The organism is Ectopseudomonas khazarica (assembly GCF_004521985.1).
Taxonomy (GTDB): domain Bacteria; phylum Pseudomonadota; class Gammaproteobacteria; order Pseudomonadales; family Pseudomonadaceae; genus Aquipseudomonas; species Aquipseudomonas khazarica.
Window position 1 is genome coordinate 72,995 of the sequence record NZ_SBHZ01000011.1, and the last position, 21,857, is coordinate 94,851.

General features: G+C 65.1%; 19 protein-coding genes. 2 read left to right on the forward strand and 17 right to left on the reverse strand.

Annotated features, from left to right (window positions below; genetic code table 11):
- The 6 genes from EPK82_RS15455 to EPK82_RS24800 all read right to left on the reverse strand — a co-directional run bounded on the left by EPK82_RS15455 (position 1) and on the right by EPK82_RS24800 (position 6,839).
- Entirely contained in the window at positions 1-2,913 is a 2,913-nt protein-coding gene (locus EPK82_RS15455; protein ID WP_134677111.1) for a 2Fe-2S iron-sulfur cluster-binding protein, read from the reverse strand.
- On the reverse strand, positions 2,910-3,221 hold the full coding sequence (locus EPK82_RS15460) for a sarcosine oxidase subunit delta (protein WP_037049167.1): 312 nt from the start codon (positions 3,219-3,221) through the stop codon (positions 2,910-2,912). The genes EPK82_RS15455 and EPK82_RS15460 overlap by 4 nt, the downstream gene beginning before the upstream one ends.
- 139 nt (positions 3,222-3,360) lie before the next feature.
- Positions 3,361-4,602: an FAD-dependent oxidoreductase gene (locus EPK82_RS15465; RefSeq protein ID WP_134677112.1), complete on the reverse strand. Its 1,242-nt coding sequence runs from the start codon at positions 4,600-4,602 to the stop codon at positions 3,361-3,363.
- A 5-nt stretch (positions 4,603-4,607) separates the two neighbouring features.
- Positions 4,608-5,483, reverse strand: a complete 876-nt coding sequence (gene folD, locus EPK82_RS15470) for a bifunctional methylenetetrahydrofolate dehydrogenase/methenyltetrahydrofolate cyclohydrolase FolD (protein WP_134677113.1) — start codon at positions 5,481-5,483, stop codon at positions 4,608-4,610.
- Positions 5,480-6,346, reverse strand: coding sequence for a formyltetrahydrofolate deformylase (purU, locus tag EPK82_RS15475; RefSeq protein ID WP_134677114.1), 867 nt, complete (start codon positions 6,344-6,346; stop codon positions 5,480-5,482). Before purU ends, folD begins: the two co-directional genes overlap by 4 nt.
- Before the next feature lie 277 nt (positions 6,347-6,623).
- Positions 6,624-6,839 carry a helix-turn-helix domain-containing protein gene (locus tag EPK82_RS24800; protein ID WP_167494363.1) on the reverse strand — a complete coding sequence of 72 codons (216 nt, stop codon included), beginning with the start codon at positions 6,837-6,839 and terminating at the stop codon, positions 6,624-6,626.
- 121 nt (positions 6,840-6,960) lie between these two features.
- Between EPK82_RS24800 and EPK82_RS15485 the strand changes: the two genes are divergently transcribed.
- Positions 6,961-8,151, forward strand: coding sequence for an aromatic ring-hydroxylating oxygenase subunit alpha (locus EPK82_RS15485; RefSeq protein WP_134677116.1), 1,191 nt, complete (start codon positions 6,961-6,963; stop codon positions 8,149-8,151).
- A 281-nt stretch (positions 8,152-8,432) separates the two neighbouring features.
- Positions 8,433-10,103: an alkaline phosphatase D family protein gene (locus tag EPK82_RS15490; protein ID WP_167494364.1), complete on the forward strand. Its 1,671-nt coding sequence runs from the start codon at positions 8,433-8,435 to the stop codon at positions 10,101-10,103.
- A 365-nt stretch (positions 10,104-10,468) separates the two neighbouring features.
- Here the strand turns inward: EPK82_RS15490 and EPK82_RS15495 are convergent, their stop codons facing one another.
- From EPK82_RS15495 to EPK82_RS15545, 11 genes are all read right to left on the reverse strand, one after another.
- Positions 10,469-10,966, reverse strand: coding sequence for a hypothetical protein (locus EPK82_RS15495; protein ID WP_134677118.1), 498 nt, complete (start codon positions 10,964-10,966; stop codon positions 10,469-10,471).
- Positions 10,963-11,283 (reverse strand): STAS-like domain-containing protein, encoded by a 321-nt coding sequence (locus EPK82_RS15500; protein ID WP_134677119.1) that lies wholly within the window; start codon positions 11,281-11,283, stop codon positions 10,963-10,965. Before EPK82_RS15500 ends, EPK82_RS15495 begins: the two co-directional genes overlap by 4 nt.
- Positions 11,280-11,810, reverse strand: a complete 531-nt coding sequence (locus tag EPK82_RS15505) for a sensor histidine kinase (RefSeq protein WP_134677120.1) — start codon at positions 11,808-11,810, stop codon at positions 11,280-11,282. Before EPK82_RS15505 ends, EPK82_RS15500 begins: the two co-directional genes overlap by 4 nt.
- A 359-nt stretch (positions 11,811-12,169) precedes the next feature.
- Positions 12,170-15,238 carry an error-prone DNA polymerase gene (locus EPK82_RS15510; RefSeq protein ID WP_134677121.1) on the reverse strand — a complete coding sequence of 1,023 codons (3,069 nt, stop codon included), beginning with the start codon at positions 15,236-15,238 and terminating at the stop codon, positions 12,170-12,172.
- Positions 15,235-16,644, reverse strand: coding sequence for a Y-family DNA polymerase (locus EPK82_RS15515; protein ID WP_134677122.1), 1,410 nt, complete (start codon positions 16,642-16,644; stop codon positions 15,235-15,237). Before EPK82_RS15515 ends, EPK82_RS15510 begins: the two co-directional genes overlap by 4 nt.
- Before the next feature lie 7 nt (positions 16,645-16,651).
- Entirely contained in the window at positions 16,652-17,269 is a 618-nt protein-coding gene (gene imuA / locus EPK82_RS15520) for a translesion DNA synthesis-associated protein ImuA (RefSeq protein WP_134677123.1), read from the reverse strand.
- A gap of 116 nt (positions 17,270-17,385) precedes the next feature.
- Complete coding sequence (locus EPK82_RS15525) at positions 17,386-18,414, reverse strand: GGDEF domain-containing protein (protein WP_134677124.1); 1,029 nt, start codon at positions 18,412-18,414, stop codon at positions 17,386-17,388.
- Positions 18,415-18,557: 143 nt separating this feature from the next.
- Positions 18,558-19,322, reverse strand: a complete 765-nt coding sequence (gene phnE / locus EPK82_RS15530; protein WP_134677125.1) for a phosphonate ABC transporter, permease protein PhnE — start codon at positions 19,320-19,322, stop codon at positions 18,558-18,560.
- Positions 19,319-20,146 (reverse strand): PhnE/PtxC family ABC transporter permease, encoded by an 828-nt coding sequence (locus EPK82_RS15535; RefSeq protein ID WP_134677126.1) that lies wholly within the window; start codon positions 20,144-20,146, stop codon positions 19,319-19,321. The genes phnE and EPK82_RS15535 overlap by 4 nt, the downstream gene beginning before the upstream one ends.
- Positions 20,140-20,940, reverse strand: coding sequence for a phosphonate ABC transporter ATP-binding protein (locus EPK82_RS15540; RefSeq protein WP_037056115.1), 801 nt, complete (start codon positions 20,938-20,940; stop codon positions 20,140-20,142). Before EPK82_RS15540 ends, EPK82_RS15535 begins: the two co-directional genes overlap by 7 nt.
- Positions 20,937-21,788 (reverse strand): putative selenate ABC transporter substrate-binding protein, encoded by an 852-nt coding sequence (locus EPK82_RS15545; RefSeq protein ID WP_134677127.1) that lies wholly within the window; start codon positions 21,786-21,788, stop codon positions 20,937-20,939. Before EPK82_RS15545 ends, EPK82_RS15540 begins: the two co-directional genes overlap by 4 nt.
- Positions 21,789-21,857 lie beyond the last annotated feature (69 nt).

Sequence of the window (21,857 nt, forward strand, 5' to 3'; positions counted from 1 at the left end):
TCACAGCTCCTGGCGTTGGTTTTCGGGGTCGTAGAAGGGCAGCTGCACCACCGTGGCCTGGACCATCTCGCCGCCTTCGACACGGATCGGCAACAGCTGGCCGGGTGTGGCCTGCTCGGGTGCGCAGTAGGCCAGGCCGATGATCTGGCCGAGGGTCTGCGAGTATTCGCAGGAGGTGACGTTGCCGCTGATGTCCGCGCCCTTGAGCACCAGATGGCCTTCCAGCGGCTGGCTGCTGCCCTGGGGCAGGGTGAAACCGACCAGTTTGCGGATCGGCGCCTGCGCCTCGAGGATCTCCACGGCGCGCTTGCCGACGAAGAACGGCTTGCTGCGGGCGATGGCCCAGTGCATGTCGATCTCGGCCGGGCTGGTCATGCCGTCGGTGTCCTGGCCGATGATCACGTGGCCCTTTTCCAGGCGCAGCAGGCGCTGGGTCTCGACCCCGAACGGACGAATGTCATGCGCCTTGCCGGCCTCCATCAGTGCGTCCCACAACGCCTCGCCGTAGCGCGCCGGTGCGTGGATCTCGTACCCCAGCTCGCCGACGAAACCCACCCGCAGCAGGCGCACCGGAATACGTGTGCCGCAGAGGGTGAGCAGGCTGCCCTGGCGCACTGCCAGGTAGGGAAAACCCTCGGCGGACAGGTCGACGTCGTGGCACAGCCGGGCCAGCACCTGGCGTGAGTCCGGCCCGGCCAGGTTGACGGCGGCCAGGGCGGCGCTGACGTTGGTGATGTCGACGTTCAGGCGCCACTGTGCATTCCACTTGAGCATCTGCTGGTAGACACGGTCGACGCCGCTGGTGGTGGCGCTGATGTAGAAGTGCTGCTCTTTGAGGCGCGCGCAGACGCCATCGTCGATCACCACGCCCTGTTCGTTGGTCATCAGCGCGTAGCGCGAACGGCCCACCGGCTGTTTGGCGAAGGCGAAGGTGTAGAGGCGGTTGAGCAGTTCGGCGGCGTCCGGGCCACGCACGTCCAGGCCGCCGAGGGTGGACACATCGATCAGCCCGACCTTCTCGCGCACGTGGCGCGCCTCGGCCTGCATGCAGGCCTCGCGTTGCTCGGGCGCGCCGTAGTAGGCCGGGCGCTGCCAGATGCCGGCGGGCATCATCTTCGCCCCCAGCTCCAGGTGGCGGGCGTGCATGGCGGTCTGCCGATACGGGTCGAAGCCACGCCCGGCGACCTGCGCCAGGGTTTCCGGGCAGAACGGCGGGCGCGCCGTGGTCACCCCGGTTTCACTGACGCTGCGCCCGGTGGCCTGGGCCACCAGGCGTGCGGTGGGCAGCGCCGAGTGGCGCCCCTGCGAAGGGCCCATGCCGACGGTGGAGAAGCGCTTGACCAGTTGCACGTCGCGGTAGCCGTGGCGGGTGGCGTTGACGATATCGCGTACCTGCAGGTCTTCGTCGAAGTCGACGAACTCCTTGCCCTTGGGGTGGGGGAAGATCGGCCAGGGGAAGTTGACCCGCGCCTCGCCCGCCAGCTCGCGCAGGGGCTGGCCGCTTTCCAGGCCCAGCGCCTGCAGGGCACGCAGGGCGCCATTGCTGGCGTCGGCCAGCAGCGTGTCGAGGGCGTTGCGCCCGTTCACCGAGCCGACCACCTGCAGCCCGGCAGGCAGGCCGGACAGACTGAAGGCGGCGCTGGCGTCGTCGTAGGCCAGCTTGCCGCCGGCCTGGCACGGCAACTGGTATGCCGGCATGTAACCGGCGGACATGCACAACAGGTCGCAGTCGATGCGCAGGCCGCTGCTCGTGACCTCGCCCTGGGCGGTGATGCGGCGCACGTCGACGGCGCTCAGGTGGTTGTCGCCGAGCGCCTCGTACACGGTGCTGCCGACATGGCAGGCAACGCCCCGGGTCTGCAGGGCGGTGACCAGGCTGCCGTCGCTGGCGCGCTCGCGCAGGTCCACCAGGGCGGCGACCTCGACCCCGGCATCGAGCAGGTCGAGGGCGGCCAGGTAGCCGTCGTCGTTGCCGGTCAGCAGCACGGCACGGGTGCCCGGCTTGACCGCATAGAGGCGGATCAGGCGCTGGGCGGCGCTGGTCAGCATCACCCCGGGCAGGTCGTTGTTGCGGAACACCACCGGCTGCTCGAAGGCGCCGGCGGCGACGATGCACTGGCGCGCGCGTACCTTGTACAGGCGGTTGCCCTGGAGCACCGGCAGGTAGTGGTCGGTGAACCAGGCGTTGCAGGTGGCCTGCCTGAGCACGCGGATATTGGCGTGGCCCTCGACGGCGGCCAGCAGTTCGCTGCGCAGCTCGCCCGCGCGCTTGCCCTCGACGTCGAAACGGGCCCAGGCCAGTGCGCCGCCGAGGTAGCTGTGCTGCTCGATCAGCAGCACCTTGGCGCCGGCATTGGCAGCGGTCAGCGCGGCACTCAGGCCGGCAGGGCCGGCACCGATCACCGCGAGGTCGGTGAACAGGAAGGCCTTGTCGTGGTACTGCGGCTGCAACGCCAGGTTCAGCACGCCGAGGCCGGCTTTCTTGCGCACCAGCGGCTCCCAGACCTTCCACATGCCTTTCGGCTTGTAGAAGGCGCGGTAGTAGAAACCCACCGGCATGAACCTGGAGAAATGCCCGAGCAGGGCGTCGCGGTCCCTGTCCAGGCTGCCGCTGTAGTTCTGCGCGCTGACCTGGAGGTCGGCGGCCAGCGGCTGCAGGTCGGCCAGCACATTGGGCTCGTCCGGCAGCTGCACCAGGGTATTGGCGTCCTGCCCGGCCATCGACAGCGGGCCGCGTGGGCGGTGGTACTTGAACGAACGCGACAGCAGCCAGCGCCGGTTGGCCAGCAGCGCGCTGGCGATGCTGTCGCCAGCCAGGCCCTGGTAGATGCGGCCCTCGAAGTCGAAGCTGAGCGGCTGGTTGCGGTCGATCAGCAGGCCCAGCGGGGCCGGCAGGCGGACGTCGGCGCTCATGCGCTCACCTCTTCAGGCTGCTTGGCGGGGAGGGTGAAGTCGACGCGCTGGTCGAACAGTTCCTTCGGGTCGAAGGTGCGCAGGATCTCGTCGCTGACGGTGTGGCGCTCGGCGAGGAACCAGTAGCTGGAGGCGTTGTGCAGCCACCATTCGGTGACGACCCCGGCGCGGTTGTCGCAGTTGAACACGTAGTCGGCCCATTCGGCGTCCGAGCAGGTGCCTGGATCGGGCATGCGCCTGAGTTCGCCTCCGTAGGTGAATTCGTTGATGTTGCGGGGCCCGTTGAGCGGGCAGGGCATGATCTTCATTGCGCGTGACTCCTTGGCGAGCCAGGTTGAGCTGATCGTTGTAAGAACCGCGGGGGCGCCTGGCCTTGCCGGCGATCATCGCGGTCTGCCGAATGGATCGCCCGCAAGCGGACTCCTGCGGCACATGTCGTGCGTGTCTTCAGTGGCTCGCCGCCGTGGCGCCCATCTCGTTGACCTGGCGGAAGCTGGCGAAGCGCTCCAGGGCGAAGGGCTGGATCAGCGCGGGCGTCCTGCCGCCGCTGGCGACCAGCTCGGCCATGGTCCAGCCGCAGATCGGCGTGGCCTTGAAGCCCCAGGTGCCCCAGCCGGCGTCCAGGTAGTAGTTGTCCAGCGGCGAGCGACCCATGATCGGGCTGTAGTCCGGGGTCATGTCGGTGCTGCCGGTCCACTGGCGCATCAGCTTGGCGCCGGCCATGAACGGGAACATCTCGATGGCATGGGCCAGCAGGCTTTCCTTCAGGTCCAGGGTCGAGCGCGTGTTGTACAGCGGGTACGGGTCGGAGCCGCCGCCGAAGACGATCTCGCCACGGCTGGTCTGCTGCACGTAGCAGTGCAGCGCGCTGGAGCTCACCAGCGGGTCGAGGAACGGCTTGAACGGCTGGGTGACCATGGCCTGCAGCGGGTAGGTGTGGATCGGCGCCCTGATCCCCAGCTTGTTCATCAGCAGCGAGCTGGCCCCGGCCACCGCCTGTACCACGCAGCCGCAGCGCACGTCGCCGCGATTGGTGCGCAGGGTGGTGACCTTGCCGTTCTCGACGATGAAATCCTGCACCTCGGTGAGCTGGTGGATCTCCACGCCGCGCTTGGCCGCCTGCTTGGCGTAGCCCCAGGCCACGGCGTCGTGGCGCGCCGTGGCACCGTCGATGTGCCAGAGCCCGGCGAGCACGGGGAGGTGGCCGGGGTCGAGGTTGAGCATCGGCACCAGCTCGCGGATCTGCTGACGGTCGATCATCTCGGTGCGGCCACCGAAGTGCTTGTTCACTTCGGCGCGCTGGCGGAAGGCGCGTACCGTGGCGTCGGTGTGGGCCAGGGTGAGCTGGCCGCGCTCGGAATACATGATGTTGAAGTCGAACTCGTTGGACAGCGCCTTGAACATCCGCACCGACTCGGCGTAGAAGCGTACGCCCTCGCTGGTCAGGTAGTTGGAGCGGATCACCGCCGTGTTGCGCGCGGTGTTGCCGCTCCCCAGGTAGGACTTCTCCAGCACCGCGACGTTGGTCACGCCGTGGTACTTGGCCAGGTAGTAGGCGGTGGCCAGTCCATGGCCGCCACCGCCGATGATGACCACGTCATAGGCCGGCTTGAGGTCCTTTGGCGCAGGCAGGTCGACCTCCACGGGGTACTCCGAGGACAGGCCGTACTTGAGCAGGGCAAGGGGCATGGCGGTTACTCCTGGGCGCTCGGCGCATGTTGCTGGCGGGCAGCGGTGACGGTGTTGTGCATCAGCATGGCGATGGTCATCGGGCCGACCCCGCCGGGCACCGGGGTGATGGCCGAGGCCACCGGCTGCACGGCGTCGAAGTCGACGTCGCCGACCAGACGCGAGCGGCCGTCGTCCTCGATGCGGTTGATGCCGACGTCGATCACCACCGCGCCCGGCTTGATCCAGTCGGCGTCGATCATGCGCGGGCGGCCGACGGCGGCGACCACGATGTCGGCCTGACCGCAGAGGCGTTGCGGCTTGACGCTGCGCGAGTGCAGCACGGTGACGCTGCAGTCGGCGGCCAGCAGCAGCGCCGCCATCGGCTTGCCGACGATGTTCGAGCGCCCGACCACCACGGCGTGCTTGCCGGCCAGGTCGCCCAGGGTGTCGCGCAGCAGGCGCATGCAGCCCGCTGGTGTGCAGGGCGTGAGCACCGGGCGCCCCTGGCTGAGGCCGCCGACGTTCTCGCTGTGAAAGCCATCGACATCCTTGGCCGGGTCGATGGCCTGCAGCACCTGTGTCTCGCTGATGTGCGCCGGCAGCGGCAGCTGCACCAGGATGCCGTGCACAGAGGCATCGGCATTGAGCCCTTCGACCACCTCCAGCACCTCCGCCGCGCTGGCTTCGGCGCCCAGGCAGTATTCCAGCGAGCGGATGCCCACCTCACCGGCGCGCAGCACCTTGTTGCGCACGTAGACCTGGCTGGCCGGATCACTGCCGACCAGCACCACCGCCAGCGCCGGCTCGATGCCGCGCGCCTTGAGCGCGGCCACGTCGCCGGCGACTTCGGCGAGCACGCGGGCGGCGGTCGCCTTGCCGTCGATCAGTCGTGCGCTCATCGGAAGATCACCGTCTTGTCGTGGTTGAGGAACACGCGGTGTTCGAGGTGGTACTTGACCGCCTTGGACAGCGCCACCGTCTCGGTATCGCGGCCCACCGCCACCAGGGCATCGGGGGTGTAGTTGTGGTCCACGCGCTGCACTTCCTGCTCGATGATCGGGCCCTCGTCGAGGTCCGAGGTGACGTAGTGCGCGGTGGCGCCGATCAGCTTCACGCCACGGTCGAAGGCCTGGTGGTAGGGCTTGGCCCCCTTGAAACCGGGCAGGAACGAGTGGTGGATGTTGATGGCGCGGCCGGACAGCTGCTGGCACAGGTCATCGGAGAGGATCTGCATGTAGCGCGCCAGTACCACCAGTTCGGTCTGGGTCTCCTCGACGATCCTCAGCAGCTCGGCCTCCTGCTGGGCCTTGGTCTCGCGGGTCACCGGCAGGTAGATGAAGCGGATGCCCTCGCGCTCGGCCATCGGCCGCAGGTCGAGGTGGTTGGAGACGATGGCGGTGATCTGCATCTGCAGCTCGCCCTTCTGGTGGCGATAGAGCAGGTCGGCCAGGCAGTGGTCGTACTTGCTGACCATCAGCAGCACGCGCATCGGCTCGGTGCTGTCGTGCAGCTCCCAGGTCATCTCGAAGCGTTCGGCGACATCGACGAAACCGTCATGGATCTGCCGGATATCGCCGGCGAAATCACTGTTGAAACGAAACACCGCACGCATGAAGAACGCGCCGCTGATCTCGTCGTCGAACTGCGCCATCTCGCTGATGTAGCAACCATGGTCGGCGAGGTAGGAGGTCACGGCGGCGACGATGCCGGACGTGGCCGGGCAACTGATCTTGATCACGTACGGGTGCTTGGCGGGCTGCATGGCGAATCCTCTGCTGGGGGCTGCGGCAGGAAAATCTTCATGAGTGAAAGCGCTGTTCGTCTACGAATAAAATTTACTGTGACGAATCTATTTTTCGTGCTGGTGATTTTTATAAGTGAATGAACGTGCGCTGTCCATGCCTCTTGGGAATTTTTTTATCCCCAGGGGAAACATTGCGACAGAAGGCATCCGGGCGTGATGGGGCTGCATCGGGGGGCAGGGGAGCAGGCCGACACGGCCCGTCGTGAGGCACCTGCGCGCGTCAGCCTGACGGGCCTCACTGGCGGGTGGTGGGCAGTGATTGCCGGTAGGCGCGTGGCGTTTGCGCGAAGGCGCGCTTGAAGCAACGGCCGAACACGGTGGCCGAGGCGAAGCCCGCCTGCTCGGCGACCTGCTGTATCTGCAGGTCGGTGGACTGCAGCAGGCGTCGGGCGATCTTGTGTCGCTCTCGGCGGTGCTGCGCGCGAAGTGGCCCGCGCGAAGGGTTGTCCATTTGCGTCGAGAATACGTCCGCAGAGGTCGAATTTGGTCGATTTTGCCTTGCTAGAGTGAACGCCACCGGCCCGACCCGGTGCCGCGAGTCATCCACAACGGCCGCCCAGAGAGGACCGAGCATGGACAGAGCCACCGAGATTCGCCTGATCGCGCAACTGCTGGAACTCCACGCACGCGGCGAAACCCAGTACCACGAGACGACCCGGAGCCACGCCACCGAGCGCTACACCCGTGCGCAGTGGTTTGCCCGCGAGAAAGAGCGGATCTTTCGCAACCAGCCGCTGGCCATCGGTGCCGCCAACGAGGTGCCCAACCCGGGCGACTACCTGGCTCTGGACTGGCTCGACGGCGTGTCGCTGCTGATGGTGCGTGGCGAGGACGGTCAGGTGCGCGTGTTCGCCAATACCTGCCGGCACCGCAATGCACGGCTGGTGGCCAATGGCGAAAGCGGCTGCAGGAACAGGTTCGTCTGCCCCTACCACGCCTGGACCTACGACAGCCAAGGCCAACTGGCCGGCGCGCCGGATTTCGAGCGTGGTTTCGTCGGGCTGGACAAGGGCCGGCTGGGCCTGATCGAGTTCCCCAGCCGGGTCATCGGCGGCATCGTCTTCGTCCATCCGGACCGCAACCGGCAGGTACCTGCAGACCTGCTCGGCGCAGAGATGCTGTCCGGCATGCGCTACCTGGATATCGAGAACCAGCAGGTCTACAAGCGCCGCAGCTATGTGATCAAGGCCAACTGGAAGGTCCTGCTCGAGGGAGGGATCGAGGCCTATCACTTCAACGTGGCGCACAAGCACACCCTGGCGCCGTTCTTCCTGGGCAACCTGTCCACCTGGGAGAGCTGGGGCGGCCTGTACATGCGCATGATCCTGCCGAAGAAGCCGCTGCTCGAAGCGCCCGACCTGCCCGAGACGCAATGGGACATGCGCCGGATGGCCAACATCATCTACACCCTGTCGCCCACCGTGCTGTTGCTCGCCCAGCCGGACAACATCTCGCTGATCCGCATGGTGCCGCTGGCAGTCGGGGAAACCCGCATCGAAGAAGTGCTGCTGGTCGATCGCCCGCAAGACGGCGGCAGCGAGTGGTCGGCTGACGAACTGCGCAGGCACGAGACCAACCACAATCTGGTGAACAAGATCCTCATGGAGGACTGGGTACTTGGCGAAACCATCCAGGCCAACATGCAGAGCGGAGTGGTCGATGAAGTCCACTTCGGCCGCTTCGAATCGGCCCTGACCTGGCTGCACGACGAATACGAACGCGCGATGGATGTCGAGCAGATGGTCGTCGCCAGGCAGGTATGAGCGGCGAGCGATACAGTACGGAATGAGCGGTGTTCCCTGGACTTGTGTGCCCGGACGGTCGCTGAGCTACGCTCAGTACCGGAGCGCTCGCTTCTTGGGGCCAGGCATTTATCTGCAGTCATCTGGCCTCCTACGGTGTTGTAAAAGTGCGCAATACGATTCGCTATTGGCCTGGACCAGCCTTTTATAGCCGGTCGTTTGCAGCGAGAAGTGCGCAGTCATCCCGATAAATGAACCTGTCTCCCTGTTCGCTCAGCTACCCAAAAACCAGGAGGGTTTTCATGAGCAATGATCATCTCAAGTTCTATGACAAGGAAGATCGCGCTTCTGCGCTGCCGAGATTGTTTGCTGGGGCCATTGTTGGCCACACCACGACCAACACCGCTCGTATCTGGGTGCGCGCCCATACACCGGGAGATTACTACCTGATTGTCTCCGCTGATCCATTGCCAGAAAGCGGCCAACCCTACGACATACATGGCCAGCAATTACGCGTGGAGGACAGTACAGGTTTGACGACTGTGATTGGTGAGTTGCATGAAATCTCACTGAAATACAGTACCGATGTAACCGGTGTGATAGACCTCGACAACTTGAAGGCCGGGACACGCTATTACTACGGGCTTTTCAGTCTGCTCAAAAAGCGCTCTGAGCGTTGGGAGGTTGGCCGGGACGCACAACTATCCTTCTGCACGCAGCCTGCCGACGTCGAGCGCTGTGTTTTTGGCTTCTACAGTTGTCACATGCCCTTTAAGGGTGGCAATGCTTACAACATGGACATGTGGTCCATGTTTGCGGATGTCCTAGAGGACAACGACTCGGACTTTCTGATTGGCGGCGGAGACCAAGTCTATACCGATGGAGACAAGAGCATTGACATCTGGCGCTGGCTCGTCAAGCACCTCAAAGAGGTAGCTCAACTGAGTGACAGCAAACAGCGAGATGTCATGCTCTCCTGGTACCGTGACATCTATCGCTCATATTGGGGCGCTAACTCGACCAAGCAGGTGTATCGCTCCTACCCCAACTACATGATTTGGGATGATCACGAAATCATGGATGGATGGGGCTCTTACACTGATGCTGAATTAGCAGACAAGCTGGACACGATATTTCAGTGGCAGAACACAGCCACCAATCTGACCCTGGCCCGTAACATGTTTTATTGCGCGCGGCAGGTCTATTACGAGTACCAGCATTCCCACAATCCACACACGCCATTCGGTCCCAAGGCAGAAGACTGCCAGTGGGACTACACGTTTCGTTGGGGACCGCTGTCTTTCTTTGTCATGGACATGCGCGGGCATCGTCGATACGACCCGGCACAGAAAGCCAATCCTGCCTATAACCCTGTCCTTGGTGATGACCAGTGGGCACGTCTCACGAGTTGGTTAAGCGCACCTGACAATAACGAGGATGCCTTCTTCCTGGTATCACCGGTACCTGTCATTCATGCCAACGACTATATCGTCAACGTCGCTGATATCAACGCCTTGGGTCTGGCTGACGACCTTCGGGACGAGTGGGATCACTACAGCAACCAGCATGAGCGGAACCGCTTGCTGAAAGAGTGCTTCACATTGTCACAGAACACCGGAAAACCAGTGGTCTTTCTCAGTGGTGATGTCCATGTCGGCGCATCGTTCTCGCTGTTCTGTCGACAGTATCCGGGCGCACGTCTCTATCAAATCACATCGAGTGCCATAACTTATGCCAAGACACCAGGGGGGTTACTGAAGCTTATCGTCAAGAATCGCGGAAAACTTTCCAATTCGGATCTGGATATTGACTATGAGCGGCTCGGCGACGTTTTTCCGGGGCGGAATTTCAGTTTGATGAAATATCAAAAGGTCAACGGAAAATCGCAGCTATTCTGGGACCTCTATGGTAAATCTGGTGAAATTGATAATGCGGTGATCAAGCTGAAGCGAGTGCACATCCTGTATCCGTGAGAGACGGTGGCCGCCGGACCGGAAAAGGGGGCAAATTTATTTACTGTGTGGCTGTCCGCTTGTGGCCGCTTTGAGCCTGTCGCATCAGGCTGGAATCGGCCAAAAGCGGACAGTGCACCTGATAAATTAATTGCGATCAACTCTCTGTTGTCTATAACGATTCGACCATCACACAGCAGGACTGCATGATGAAAACCATCTAAGCGCTTGGTAATCGAACTTATAAATAGCTCCCGACCTGCGATCCCTCTCTCCTCAGCTTCGTCACAAGCTTCGTTGCCTGAGATTCCGCAATCGCTATAAACCGGTAAGAGCCGGTAATGTCGCTTTCGATAGGTTTCTTCAGGCCCTGAGTAGGCCTTACATCATTGTTCAACTGAAGCTTTCGGTCTTCTCACAGCGTCGCGCCATCCATAGTTATTTTTACGCGCGCGCAAAATTTCACATTTCAGTTTTTCCGCCGTGTTAAGTATTTCCGCAAGAGGCGCGGTATGGCCCTGAGTCATCTCTCTACTTGGAAAATTGTGCCCCGTACACGCTACATTAAATTTACTAAGTGCATCGAGAATCTGTTTGCCATTGAAACCTTTATAATCTCTATTCAGAGCATCAATTGCTACAGTCAGGCTAGACTTCAGTCCGAGAACATAATCAGCCTCGATCTTGAGCCGGTCGGATGCATCTTTTATCCAATATCGGCAAGCGCAATCGCTAAACTTGTCAACCAAGGCGACAAGTTGTTCCATCCGCTTTGAAAAGTCAGCTGAATAAACCGTGTATTTGGTTCTGGATATGGTAATCCATACGCCAAGCGCGGCACCAATGACACCGGTTATGAGTGGGATAAAATTAAGCTCACTCATGGGAGCTTTGTATAAGACTTAATGCTGTTGACGATTAACGATCGTTCGGTGTCTGTATCTGCAATAACGTTTAATCGTGCCATTAGTTCCTGCTCCGAGTGGCCGTGTATCCTCACCAGCCCCCCAAATACCTCCTCAAGAAAAGACTCACCCATCCCATATATGCCTGAGAAGTCCAGGGTTACTAGCCTCTCGTTTTCTAAGGCCGGCTGGAGCACATCATCACGAAACTCTTCGCCACTTCCCGAGCCATGTTGTCTGTATCGCCCACCTGGGTAGGGGCAGGTATTTTTCACCTCAATTATTTTCCCTTTCATACCGATCTAACCCATAGCGGAACGGTAAATACGACACGTGTACCCTGGGCTATCGAAAGAGGAATGGAATTAAGATTTGGTGACCCGAGTTTGACCGTACCTGCGGGACTCTGGAACATAGCGCTCGACACTCTACCCTTATCAAAGTCGCGAAATAGAGCTGAAAGTCCCATTCCACGATGTGCCAACCTTTTGATAGGAGGTTGTAGTAACTTTTCGAGCGGCAATTTGGAACCGTGACTGATCTTCAATGACTCGAATATACCAACACCGTCATCCTCGATAGCCACCTGGAAGTCATTTCCAATGACCCGGCAGTCAAAAAACCACTCCACGATATCTCCTTCACTACGTGGAGCATGCTGATAGACATTTGAAATGACTTCAGATGCGTGCGCGTAAATTTCCTTCAGTACCGATTCACCGCCATTAGCACAGACATGCCGGCAGAAGACCTGCATATCGATAGGTTCGCCAGTACTTCGTACTCTGAAATCGTATTGCTCGCGCAACATTGGAAGCGCCATTTTTTACTCCCTAAAGTGGGCGGTGCCGAAAGCTGCCGCCTATTTCGCGTGCCGTTCATGACGATAGTAGCTTTTGCTCAAGATCCGAGTGGCATCATATCAGCGGCGCTAAAAGGTGAAAAACTCAGCACCTACGCTCATTAGGCGCAGGTTGGAGAGGCTAACCTCCTCTAACCCCGACCTCTAAACAGGCGTGATTGCCAAGGGTGCCAGATCGACGACATCAACTTGGACTTTAGTGCCGTTTACACGCCATTGACAAATCCTAGTCTCGCTAAAGCAAGTGGCTCACGGATTGGGCGACTGCATACCAAGCGGCTGCTTCTGGCCGAAAGCAGCCAACCTCCTAACCACTGCAGCTACCTGAAATCCCGGCTCCGTATATCCAGCCCGGTCAGCAGCTGGGTCAGGTCGATCAGGCGGCCGGCGATGAGGTGGCGTACGCCGTCCACCGTTTCCAGGTGGCCGTCGATGCGCAGCAGTTGTGACTGCACGAGTACGCGGCGTTGGCGTTCGGCGAGGTCGTGCCAGACGACCACGTTGATCATGCCGAACTCGTCTTCGAGGGTGACGAAGATGACGCCGCTGGCGGTTTGCGGTCGTTGCCGGCCGATCACCAGGCCGGCGACGCTGACGGCGCGGCCGTGTTCGACCGCCTGCAGGTCGTGCGAGCTTTTGCAGCGCTCGGCGCGCAGCGTTTCGCGCAGCAGGGCCAGGGGATGGGGGCCGAGGGTGGTGCCGAGGGTGTCGTAGTCGGTGAGCAGGTTCTCGCCCACCGTGGGTTCGGGCAGGCTCAGCGCGCTTTCCTGAGAGGCGGCGATGCCGGCGAACAGCGGTAGTTGTTCCTCGACGCCGGCGACGGCCCAGCGGGCCTGGTAGCGGTGCCCGACCAGGCCGCTCAGGGCGCCGGCATCGGCCAGGCGTTCGCTGGCGCTGGCATCCAGGCGGGCGCGGCGGCAGAGGTCTTCCACGCCACTGAACGCGGCGGCCTGGCGGGCCGTTTCGATCCGTCGGGCTTCCTCTTCACGCATGCCGCGAATCATCCGCAGCCCCAGGCGGATGGCCGGCTGCATGCCGTCGCTGGCTTCGAGGCTGCAGTCCCAGTCGCTGTGGCGGACGTCGACCGGGCGTACCTGAATGCCGTGGCGTCGAGCATCCTGCAGTATCTGGTCGGGGCTGTAGAAGCCCATGGGCCAGCTGTTGACTAGGGCGCAGGCGTAGGCGGCGGGTTCGTGGCATTTCAGCCAGCAGCTGGCGTAGGCGAGGAGGGCGAAGCTGGCGGCGTGGGATTCGGGAAAACCATAGCTGCCGAAGCCTTCGATCTGCCTGAAGATGCGTTCGGTGAACTCCACCGTGTAGCCCTTTTCCAGCATGCGCGAGGTCAGGCGCTGGCGGTGTGGTTCGAGCCCGCCATGGCGCTTCCAGGCGGCCATGCTGCGGCGCAGTTCGTCGGCCTCGCCGGGCGTGTAGTCGGCGGCGACGATGGCCAGTTCCATCACCTGTTCCTGAAACAGCGGCACGCCCAGGGTGCGCTCGAACACCGGCTTCAATTCCGCCGAAGGGAAGTCGACGGGTTCCTCGCCATTCCGGCGGCGCAGGTAGGGATGCACCATGTCGCCCTGGATCGGCCCGGGGCGGACGATGGCGACCTGGATCACCAGGTCGTAGAAGGTCTGCGGGCGCAGGCGCGGGAGCATGGCCATCTGCGCGCGGGATTCGATCTGGAAGGCGCCGATGGTGTCCGCACGGCTGATCATGGCGTAGGTGGCCGGGTCGTTGGCGGGCAGGGTGGCCAGGGTCCAGTGCGTGCCACGGTAGCGCTCGATCAGGGCGAAGCAGCGGCGCAGGGCGCTGAGCATGCCGAGGGCGAGCACGTCGACCTTGAGCAGACCGACCAGGTCCAGGTCGTCCTTGTCCCACTGGATGACGGTGCGCTCGGCCATGCTGGCGTTCTCCACCGGCACCAGGGTGTCGAGGGCGTGTTCGGAGACCACGAAACCGCCGGGGTGCTGCGACAGGTGGCGAGGAAAGCCGATCAGCTCACCGGTCAGCACCAGCACCCGGCGCAGCAACGGGTTGTGCGGGTCGAATCCGGCCTCCTGCAGGCGCTCGGCCGAGGGTGGTTCGTTGCTCCAGCGACCGCAGCAGTCGACCAGCGCGTTGACTTGGTCGGGCGGCAGGCCTAGCGCCTTGGCGACGTCGCGCACCGCGCCGGCTCCGTGGTAGGTGTTGACCACGGCGGTCAGCGCCGCGCGGGTGCGGCCGTAGCGGCGGAACACGTACTGGATGACTTCCTCGCGGCGCTCGTGCTCGAAGTCCACGTCGATGTCCGGCGGCTCGTTGCGCTCGCGCGAGAGAAAGCGCTCGAACAGTAGCCGGTTGCAGGTGGGGTCGAGTTCGGTGATGCCGAGCACGAAGCACACTGCCGAGTTGGCCGCCGAGCCGCGCCCCTGGCAGAGGATGCTCTGCTCGCGGGCGAACTGGACGATGTCGTGGACGGTGAGGAAGTAGCTCTCGTACTGCAGCTCGGCGATCAGGCTCAGTTCGTGTTCCAGCTGGGCGCGCGCCCGTTCGGGCACGGCCTTGGGCCAGCGCCAGCAGGCACCGCGCTCGACCAGGTGGCGCAGCCAGGAGGTGGCGTCGTGGCCCGCAGGCACCAGTTCGCGGGGGTAGCGATACTGCAGTTGGCCGAGGTCGAAGCGGCAGCGTTCGGCGATGCGCAGGGTCTCGTCGAGCAGGGCGCCCGGGTACAGCTCGGCCAGTTCCTCATGCCGGCGCAGGTGGCGTTCTCCGTTGGCGAACAGGTAGGCGCCCGCGTCGGCCACGGGCAGGTGCTGGCGGATGGCGCTCATGCAGTCCTGCAGGGCGCGGCGGCCACGGGCGTGCATGTGTACGTCGCCGCAGGCCACGGCGGGCAGGGCGCAGGTACGGGCCAGGTCGAGCAGTCGCTGCAGGCGAGCGTTGTCGTCCGCGCCCCGGTGCAGTTCGACGCCGAGCCACAGGCGCTCGCGGAAGCGGCTGCGCAGCCAGGGCAGGGGCTGGGCATCCTGGGCTTCCAGCCAGATCGCCAGCAGCCCATCGAGCGGGGCCTCGAAGTCTTCGCGCAACAGGCGGTAGGTGCCTTTTGCGGCCCGCCGTCGGGCGCGGGTGATCAAGCCGCAGAGGGCCTGGTAGCCCGCCAGGTTCTCGGCCAGCAGCACCAGCTTGGGGCCGCCCTCGATCAGCACTTCACTGCCGACGATCAAGGCCACGTCCTGTTTTTTGGCCGCCTGCCAGGCGCGCACGATGCCGGCCAGGGTGCATTCGTCGGTGATCGCCAGGGCTCGGTAGCCGAGGCGGGCAGCACGCTCGAACAGCTCCTGGGCGCTGGAGGCGCCGCGCTGGAAACTGAAGTTCGACAGGCAATGCAGTTCGGCGTAGCCGTTCATGCGAACCAGCCGTGCAACTGCAGGGGGCCACTGCTGCCGACCGGGCGGAAGGCCCAGCCGCGCTGGCCGCTGCGGGTCTCCACGACGTAGTAGTCGCGGCGTATGTCGTCGCCGTCCCACCAGCCGGATTCGATGCGCTCCGGGCCGCAGAGGATGCGCAGCGATGCCTCCTGCAGCGCCTGTGGCTCGGCGAGCAGCCAGCCGGGGCGCGGCGCACTGGCGGGCAGCGCTGCGGCGATTGGTTCCTGCGTCCAGGCGCGTTCGGGGCGGTGATCGGCACGCGCGCCAAGGCCATGTACGGCCTCGTCACCGAGGCGGGCACGCAGGCGTTCGCGCAGCTGTTCCCAGGGTTGGTTCTGCTGCGGGCGTTCAGTGAACAGCTGATGATGCTGCGGGGCGAAGGCGGGCAGTTCGCGTGCGACCAGGCGCACCGCCAGGACCGGCGCGGGCAGTTGCTGGTGTTCCAGCCGGCCACGGGTCAGTTCGAAGAGCATGCCGGCGTCGCGCTCGGCGCTGAGCAGGCCGATCTGCACCCGGGTTTCGTTGCCGGTGCGGTGTTCCAGGTGCAGGGCGAAGCGTTGCACGCCACTGTCGCGGCCCGCCAGGTAGGCGGCGAGGTCAGCGGTCAGGCGGCGTAACGGGAAGAGCAGGGCCTGGTGCGACGCCACTTCGAAGTTCAGTTCGATGCGGGTGTCGAAGACATCCGGCGGTGTGTAGAACTCCAGGGCCAGGGGGCGCTGCCCGAGCAGGGTGTCGAGCTGCGCCAGCACCTCGGCCGGGAAGCGCCTGGCCACGCTGGCGCGCGGCAGTTCCCAGAGTTGCCGCAGCTGTCTCAGGCCCATGCGGTTGAAGGCGCTGCTCGCGGTGGCGCTCAGGCCGAGGCGATCCACCGGCAGCGGGGCAAGCAGCTGCTGCAGGCCCTGCGCATCACTGGCCAGCAGGCCGTCGCCGACGTTGACCAGCACGCGTGCCGCCGCCGGGTTGGGAGCGGCGGCGATGCGGTGCTGAAAACCCAGGGCGGCGAGTTCCGTGCGCAGGCGCGCCTCGAAGGATGGCCAGGGGCCGAACAGACCCAGGCTGGATTGCACCTCCAGCAGCAGGCAGCGCGGGTAGTGCAGGCTGACCTGGGCGCTGAAACCATAGGCCCAGGCCGCCAGGAATCGATGCCAGCGTTCGATCTGCCCGACGTCGTATTCGCAGGTGGCGAAGTCGTGCGTCAGAGCCTGCGCGGCGGTCAGCGACAGGCCCGGTTTCAGGCCGAGCGCACGTGCGGCCGGGTTGACGGCCTGCAGCACGCGGCGCTGAGGCGAACCGCTGAGCAGCGCCAGTGGCGTCTCGCTGTCGCTGCGCTGGCGCAGCACGCCGTCCATGGCCAGTTGCGGCAGCAGGATGCAGGCCCAGAGCATGTGCGCCTCAGTGCCAGGGGGCGGCGATGGGGCGTGCAGGGGCGAGGCCGCCACGGCACTTGAGCACGCGAATGCGCGCCGGCTGGCTCTCCACGGCCAGGCGCAGCGCCGCTGGCGAAGGGTTTGCGGCTTCCTCGAGCGGGCGATAGGCAAAGGCCAGGGTCTGCCCGGTCGCGGCGGCCACCTGCAGGCGGCGCAGCGCGCGGTCGTCGGCCTGGCGCAGCCAGCACAGCACGGCGCCGCAACTGCCCGAGCGCAGGCACTGCTCGGCGGCCCAGAGGGCATCGCGTGCCTGGGCGCGGATGATGCTCAGGTGACGCAGGTCGATGCCGGCATCCTGCCAGGCCTGGGGATAGGGCAGGTGGGGCGGAGCCACCAGCACCACGCGCTCATTCGCCTGGGTGAGGCGCGCCAGGGTCGGCCACAGCAGGCGCAGTTCGCCGATGCCGGTGGCGGCCGTCAGCACTTCGCTGAGCGCCGCAGCCGGCCAGCCGCCACCCGGGAGTGCGGCATCCAGCACGGCATGACCCGTCGACGGATTGGACGGTGAAGGGGCGGAGACGACCTGCCCACGCCAGACACGGCGGGCATCGAGCAGGCGATCGAGAGCGACCACGGATGACATGCGGGTAATGCACCAAGAATACTGTATGTATGAACAGTATTTGCTGCCGACTGGCCAGGGTCAAGTCGCGGGCGATGAAGCGTGCAGCTCGTTGCCCGGGGGCGTTACTCGCGGACTCAGGAGGGCGCCCGCTCGACCCGGTTGCGTCCGGCCGATTTGCCTTCGTAGAGCGCGGCATCCGCGCGGGCGATGCTGTGGCTGAGCGATTGCCCGGCGTGGTGCTGGCTGATGCCGATCGACAGGGTCACGCCGATGTGGCTGCCGTTGCCGTCGATCCACAGCGCCTGGACGGCCTCGCGAATGCGCTCGGCGCTGGCCGCTGCCTGCTCCAGGTCGGTGTGCGGCAGCAGCGCGAGAAATTCCTCGCCTCCCCAGCGACCGATGAAGTCCTGCTCGCGCATCGAGTCCTTGAGCACGCGGCTCACGGCCTTGAGCACCTGGTCGCCCATGTCGTGCCCGTAGGCGTCGTTGATCGCCTTGAAGTGGTCGATGTCCATCAGCATCAGGGTCATCTCGGCCGGCTGCTGCACCTTCTCGGCCAGGCTGATCAGGTGGCGGCGGTTGAACAGTCCGGTCAGCGGGTCGGTGGTGGCCATGCGTGCCAGCTTCTTGTGCGCGCGGGTCACGGTGACCACGTAGAACAGCGCCAGGTAGCTGAACATGCAGAACACCACCGTCAGGTTGAAGACATGCACGGCCAGCAGGGCGTTCGACGAGATCGGCTGCAGCGGTGGCAGGTACCACATCAGGACGTCCAGCCCCACGTAGTAGGCCCACAGGCAGATGGCGAGTATCCAGGCGCTGCGTGCCCGCATGCTGACGAACAGCGCCGGGATGAACATCAGCAGGTAGTAGTGAAAGCCACTCTCCCAGCCGACCATCAGCGTGCCCAGCCCCGCATGCACCAGCACTTCGATGCGGATCAGCATCACCGCCAGGCGGTTGCGCCGCTGCTTGAAGGCGCGATAGGCGTAGACGTACATGGCCACGCTGATCACGTTTACCCAGCCGAGGATCGGGGAGCCGAGGCCGAGGAAGATGAACAGGAAGGCGACGTCCACGCAGGCGGCCAACTGGCAGCAGCGCATGGACAGTTGCCAGAACTCGGGGCGGGCCTCGCGTTTATGAGGGTTGTCTGAGGGCATCGCTGAAGGCTTCCTGGCCGTTGCTGGAGCGCCCGGCGCACAGGCGTCGGGTCAGCGCGGCGACGCCGTCGCCGTGCCGGGCCACATTACGAGGCCGCTCGTCGTACGTCCAGTGGCATTCGGCCATGTGCGCGATGTGGCGTTCAGGCACTGACCCAGCGCTGGCGTGCCCAGCCGCTCAGCGCATCGACCGCCAGCACCAGCAGCAGCATGGCGAGAATCACCGTGGCCGCCTGGGCCTCCTGGAACAGGCTGAGGGACATGTAGAGCATCTGCCCCAGGCCGCCGGCGCCGACGAAGCCGAGCACGCTGGCCATGCGGATGTTGTTCTCCCAGCGGTACAGGCTGTAGGCCACCAGTTGCGGCCAGACCCCCGGCAGGGTGCCGTAGCAGAAGGCGAGCAGGCGGCCGCCGCCGTTCTCGCGGATGGCATCGGCGGGTTCGCGCGGGGTGTTTTCCAGCGCTTCGGCGAACAGCCGGCCAAGCACGCCGGCGGTGTGCAGGGCCAGGGCCAGGGTGCCGGCATTGGGGCCGAGGCCGGCGGCCAGCACCATCAGCGCCGCCCACACCAGCTCGGGAATGGCACGCAGGGCATTGAGCAGCAGGCGCGTGGCGTGCAGGGCAAGGCCGCCGAAGCGGCCGGCAGCCGGCAGGGCCAGGGCCAGGCCGAGCAGGGCGGCGAGCAGGGTGCCGATGGCGGACATGGCCAGGGTTTCCAGCGCGCCACGGCCAATGGCCTGCAGGTGCGCGGCGGAGAAGTCCGGATGCAGGAAGCCACTGGCGTACTGGCCCATCTGCGCCAGGCTGTCGCCGGCCACCAGCGCGCCGAGGTCGATGCCCAGGTAGACGAATGAGGCAACCACCGCGCCGAGAAGGGCGAGGAGCAGGATCAGGTTGCCGCTTCTCATGTCAGCCTCGCGCGCAGCAGGCGGCTGAGCTGGTCGGCGAGCAGCACCAGCAGCAGGAAGGTGAGCAGCATGCTGGCCACTTCGCCGCCCGCGAACATGCGCAGCGACAGGTCGATCTGCTGGCCCAGGCCGCCGGCGCCGACGAAGCCCATCACCACCGAGGCGCGAATCGCGCACTCCCAGCGGTACACGGTGTAGGAGAGCATCTCGCCAGCGGCATTGGGCAGCACGCCATAGGCGAAGGCCGCCAGGCGGCTGCTGCCGGCGCCGAGCAGGGCGCGGGCGGGGCGGGTATCGACCGACTCGAAAATTTCCGCGTAGACCTTGCCGAGCATGCCGGCGTAGGTGATGGCGATGGCCAGCACCCCGGCGGTGGGGCCGAGGCCGACGGCACGCACGAACAGCAGCGCCCAGACGATCTCCGGCACGCTGCGCAGGAAGATCAGCAAACCGCGCACCGGCCAGCGCGCCAGGCGGGCCCACCAGGCCGGGCGGCCGCCACGGTGCAGCGCCGACAGCGACAGCGCGCGGCTGGCCAGCAGCGAGGCGGGAATGGCGATCAGCAGTGCCAGGCTCATGCCGGCGGTGGCGATGGCCAGGGTTTCCAGGGTGGCGCGGCCGAGCAGGGCGAGGAACTCGGCATCATGCGCGGGCGGCCAGAACCCGGCGAGGAAGTTGCCCATGGCGCGGGTGTTGTCGCCCTCCACCAGCACGGCCAGGTTCAGTTCGCTGAGGTCGATGCCCGGCCACAGCAGGAGCAGCGCCAGTAGCGTGATCAGCAGCCGTGGCAGGGCGGCGGGGTCGCGTGGGGCGGTTGTCAGCATCGCGGGATGTGCACCGGCTGCGCCTGCACAGGCAGGCTGGGCGAGGCCTGCAGCTGCTCGTTGGCGTACAGCGCCTGCAACTGTGCGGGCTGCACGTCGGCGGCCGGCAGGTCGAAGGCGATGCGCCCGTCGCGAATGCCGATCACCCGTGGGAAGTGCGCCAGGGCCAGGTCGACGGCATGCAGGCTGGCGAGCAGGGTCATGCCGCGCTCGGCGGCCTCGCGGTTGAGCACGGCCAGGGTGTGCCCGGCCAGCACCGGGTCCATGGCCGAGACAGGCTCGTCGGCGAGGATCAGCTCCGGCGCCTGGTACAGCACGCGGGCGATGCCTACGCGCTGCAGCTGGCCACCGGAGAGCTGGTCGCAGCGCTGGTAGAGCTTGTCGGCGATGTCCAGGCGCGCCAGGGCCGCCTGGGCGCCGGAGGCATCCAGCGGGTAGAGCAGGTTGAGCAGGCCCTTGGCCAGGGGCCACTGGCCGAGCTTGCCAGCCAGCACGGCGGTGACCACGCGCTGGCGCGGTGGCAGCGGCGGCGCCTGGTGGATCAGGCCGATGCGCGCGCGCAGGCGCTGGCGCTGGCCGGCAGCCAGGCGCCAGGGGTCGTGTTGCAGCAGGTCGAGCGTGCCGCGCGTGGGTTGCAGGCTGGTGGCCAGCAGGCGCAGCAGGGTGGTCTTGCCGGCCCCGGAGGGACCGATGATGGCCACCCGCTCGCCGGGGGCGATGTGCAGATCGATGGCCTCGAGCGCGACCTTGCCGTTGGCGTGGGCCAGGCCCACGCCACGCAGCGTGACACTCACTTCAACAGGCCGGCGGCGCGAGCGGCCTCTTCGATGCCTTCGTAGTTGGCGGGCTGGGTCTCGATGAAGCGGCTGGCGGCCTGCAGGTCGAGAATCGCCTTCTGCTCCGGCTTGGCCGGGTCGAGGGCGAGGAAGGCAGCCTTGATCTTCGCCTGCAGGTCGGCGTCGAGGTTGCCGCGCACGGTCCAGTTGTAGTCGTAGTAGGTCGGGGTGGTGGCGAAGACCTTGACCTTGTCGGTGTCGACCTTGCCGGCGTCGACCAGCTTCTGCCACACCGAGGCGTTGAGCACGCCCGCGTCGGCCTTGCCGGCCTGGACCCAGGCAGCGGTGGCGTCGTGGGCGCCGGAGTAGGCCACGCGGCTGAAGAAGTCTTCCGGCTTGATGCCGTCCTGCAGCATGAAGTAGCGCGGCATCAGGCTGCCGGAGGTGGAGGACACGGAACCGAAGGCGAAGGTCTTGCCCTTGAGGTCCTGCAGCGATTTCACCGCCGGGTCGGAGGTGATGAACTTGCTGGTGAACTCGGCATCCTGTTCACGCTGTACCAGCGGCACGGCGTTCCCTGTTTTCAGGCGCGCCTGGACGAAGGTGAAGCCACCCAGCCAGGCCATGTCGATGCGGTCGGCCGCCAGCGCTTCGACCACGGCGGCGTAGTCGGCCACCGGCACGAACTCTACCTTCATGCCCAGCTCCTGCTCCAGGTAGGCACCCAGCGGCTTGAACTTGCGCAGCAGCTCGGTGGGGGCTTCGTCGGGGATGGCCGAGACCTTGAGGGCGTCGGCGGCGTGCGCGAATACTGCAGATACGGACAGGGCGATGCCGGCGGCGAGCGCCAGGGTTTGCTTGAACATGACGGATTCTCCGGTTCAATAGCGGGGAAGGCGTGCGCAGTATAGTGGCCGAACGACGCGCTTGCAGCA

Coding starts and splice junctions, on each gene's coding strand:
- EPK82_RS15455 (WP_134677111.1), bottom strand. CDS start 2,913: ATGAGCGCCGACGTCCGCCTGCCGGCCCCGCTGGGCCTGCTGATCGAC.
- EPK82_RS15460 (WP_037049167.1), bottom strand. CDS start 3,221: ATGAAGATCATGCCCTGCCCGCTCAACGGGCCCCGCAACATCAACGAA.
- EPK82_RS15465 (WP_134677112.1), bottom strand. CDS start 4,602: ATGCCCCTTGCCCTGCTCAAGTACGGCCTGTCCTCGGAGTACCCCGTG.
- folD (WP_134677113.1), bottom strand. CDS start 5,483: ATGAGCGCACGACTGATCGACGGCAAGGCGACCGCCGCCCGCGTGCTC.
- purU (WP_134677114.1), bottom strand. CDS start 6,346: ATGCAGCCCGCCAAGCACCCGTACGTGATCAAGATCAGTTGCCCGGCC.
- EPK82_RS24800 (WP_167494363.1), bottom strand. CDS start 6,839: ATGGACAACCCTTCGCGCGGGCCACTTCGCGCGCAGCACCGCCGAGAG.
- EPK82_RS15485 (WP_134677116.1), top strand. CDS start 6,961: ATGGACAGAGCCACCGAGATTCGCCTGATCGCGCAACTGCTGGAACTC.
- EPK82_RS15490 (WP_167494364.1), top strand. CDS start 8,433: ATGAGCAATGATCATCTCAAGTTCTATGACAAGGAAGATCGCGCTTCT.
- EPK82_RS15495 (WP_134677118.1), bottom strand. CDS start 10,966: ATGAGTGAGCTTAATTTTATCCCACTCATAACCGGTGTCATTGGTGCC.
- EPK82_RS15500 (WP_134677119.1), bottom strand. CDS start 11,283: ATGAAAGGGAAAATAATTGAGGTGAAAAATACCTGCCCCTACCCAGGT.
- EPK82_RS15505 (WP_134677120.1), bottom strand. CDS start 11,810: ATGGCGCTTCCAATGTTGCGCGAGCAATACGATTTCAGAGTACGAAGT.
- EPK82_RS15510 (WP_134677121.1), bottom strand. CDS start 15,238: ATGAACGGCTACGCCGAACTGCATTGCCTGTCGAACTTCAGTTTCCAG.
- EPK82_RS15515 (WP_134677122.1), bottom strand. CDS start 16,644: ATGCTCTGGGCCTGCATCCTGCTGCCGCAACTGGCCATGGACGGCGTG.
- imuA (WP_134677123.1), bottom strand. CDS start 17,269: ATGTCATCCGTGGTCGCTCTCGATCGCCTGCTCGATGCCCGCCGTGTC.
- EPK82_RS15525 (WP_134677124.1), bottom strand. CDS start 18,414: ATGCCCTCAGACAACCCTCATAAACGCGAGGCCCGCCCCGAGTTCTGG.
- phnE (WP_134677125.1), bottom strand. CDS start 19,322: ATGAGAAGCGGCAACCTGATCCTGCTCCTCGCCCTTCTCGGCGCGGTG.
- EPK82_RS15535 (WP_134677126.1), bottom strand. CDS start 20,146: ATGCTGACAACCGCCCCACGCGACCCCGCCGCCCTGCCACGGCTGCTG.
- EPK82_RS15545 (WP_134677127.1), bottom strand. CDS start 21,788: ATGTTCAAGCAAACCCTGGCGCTCGCCGCCGGCATCGCCCTGTCCGTA.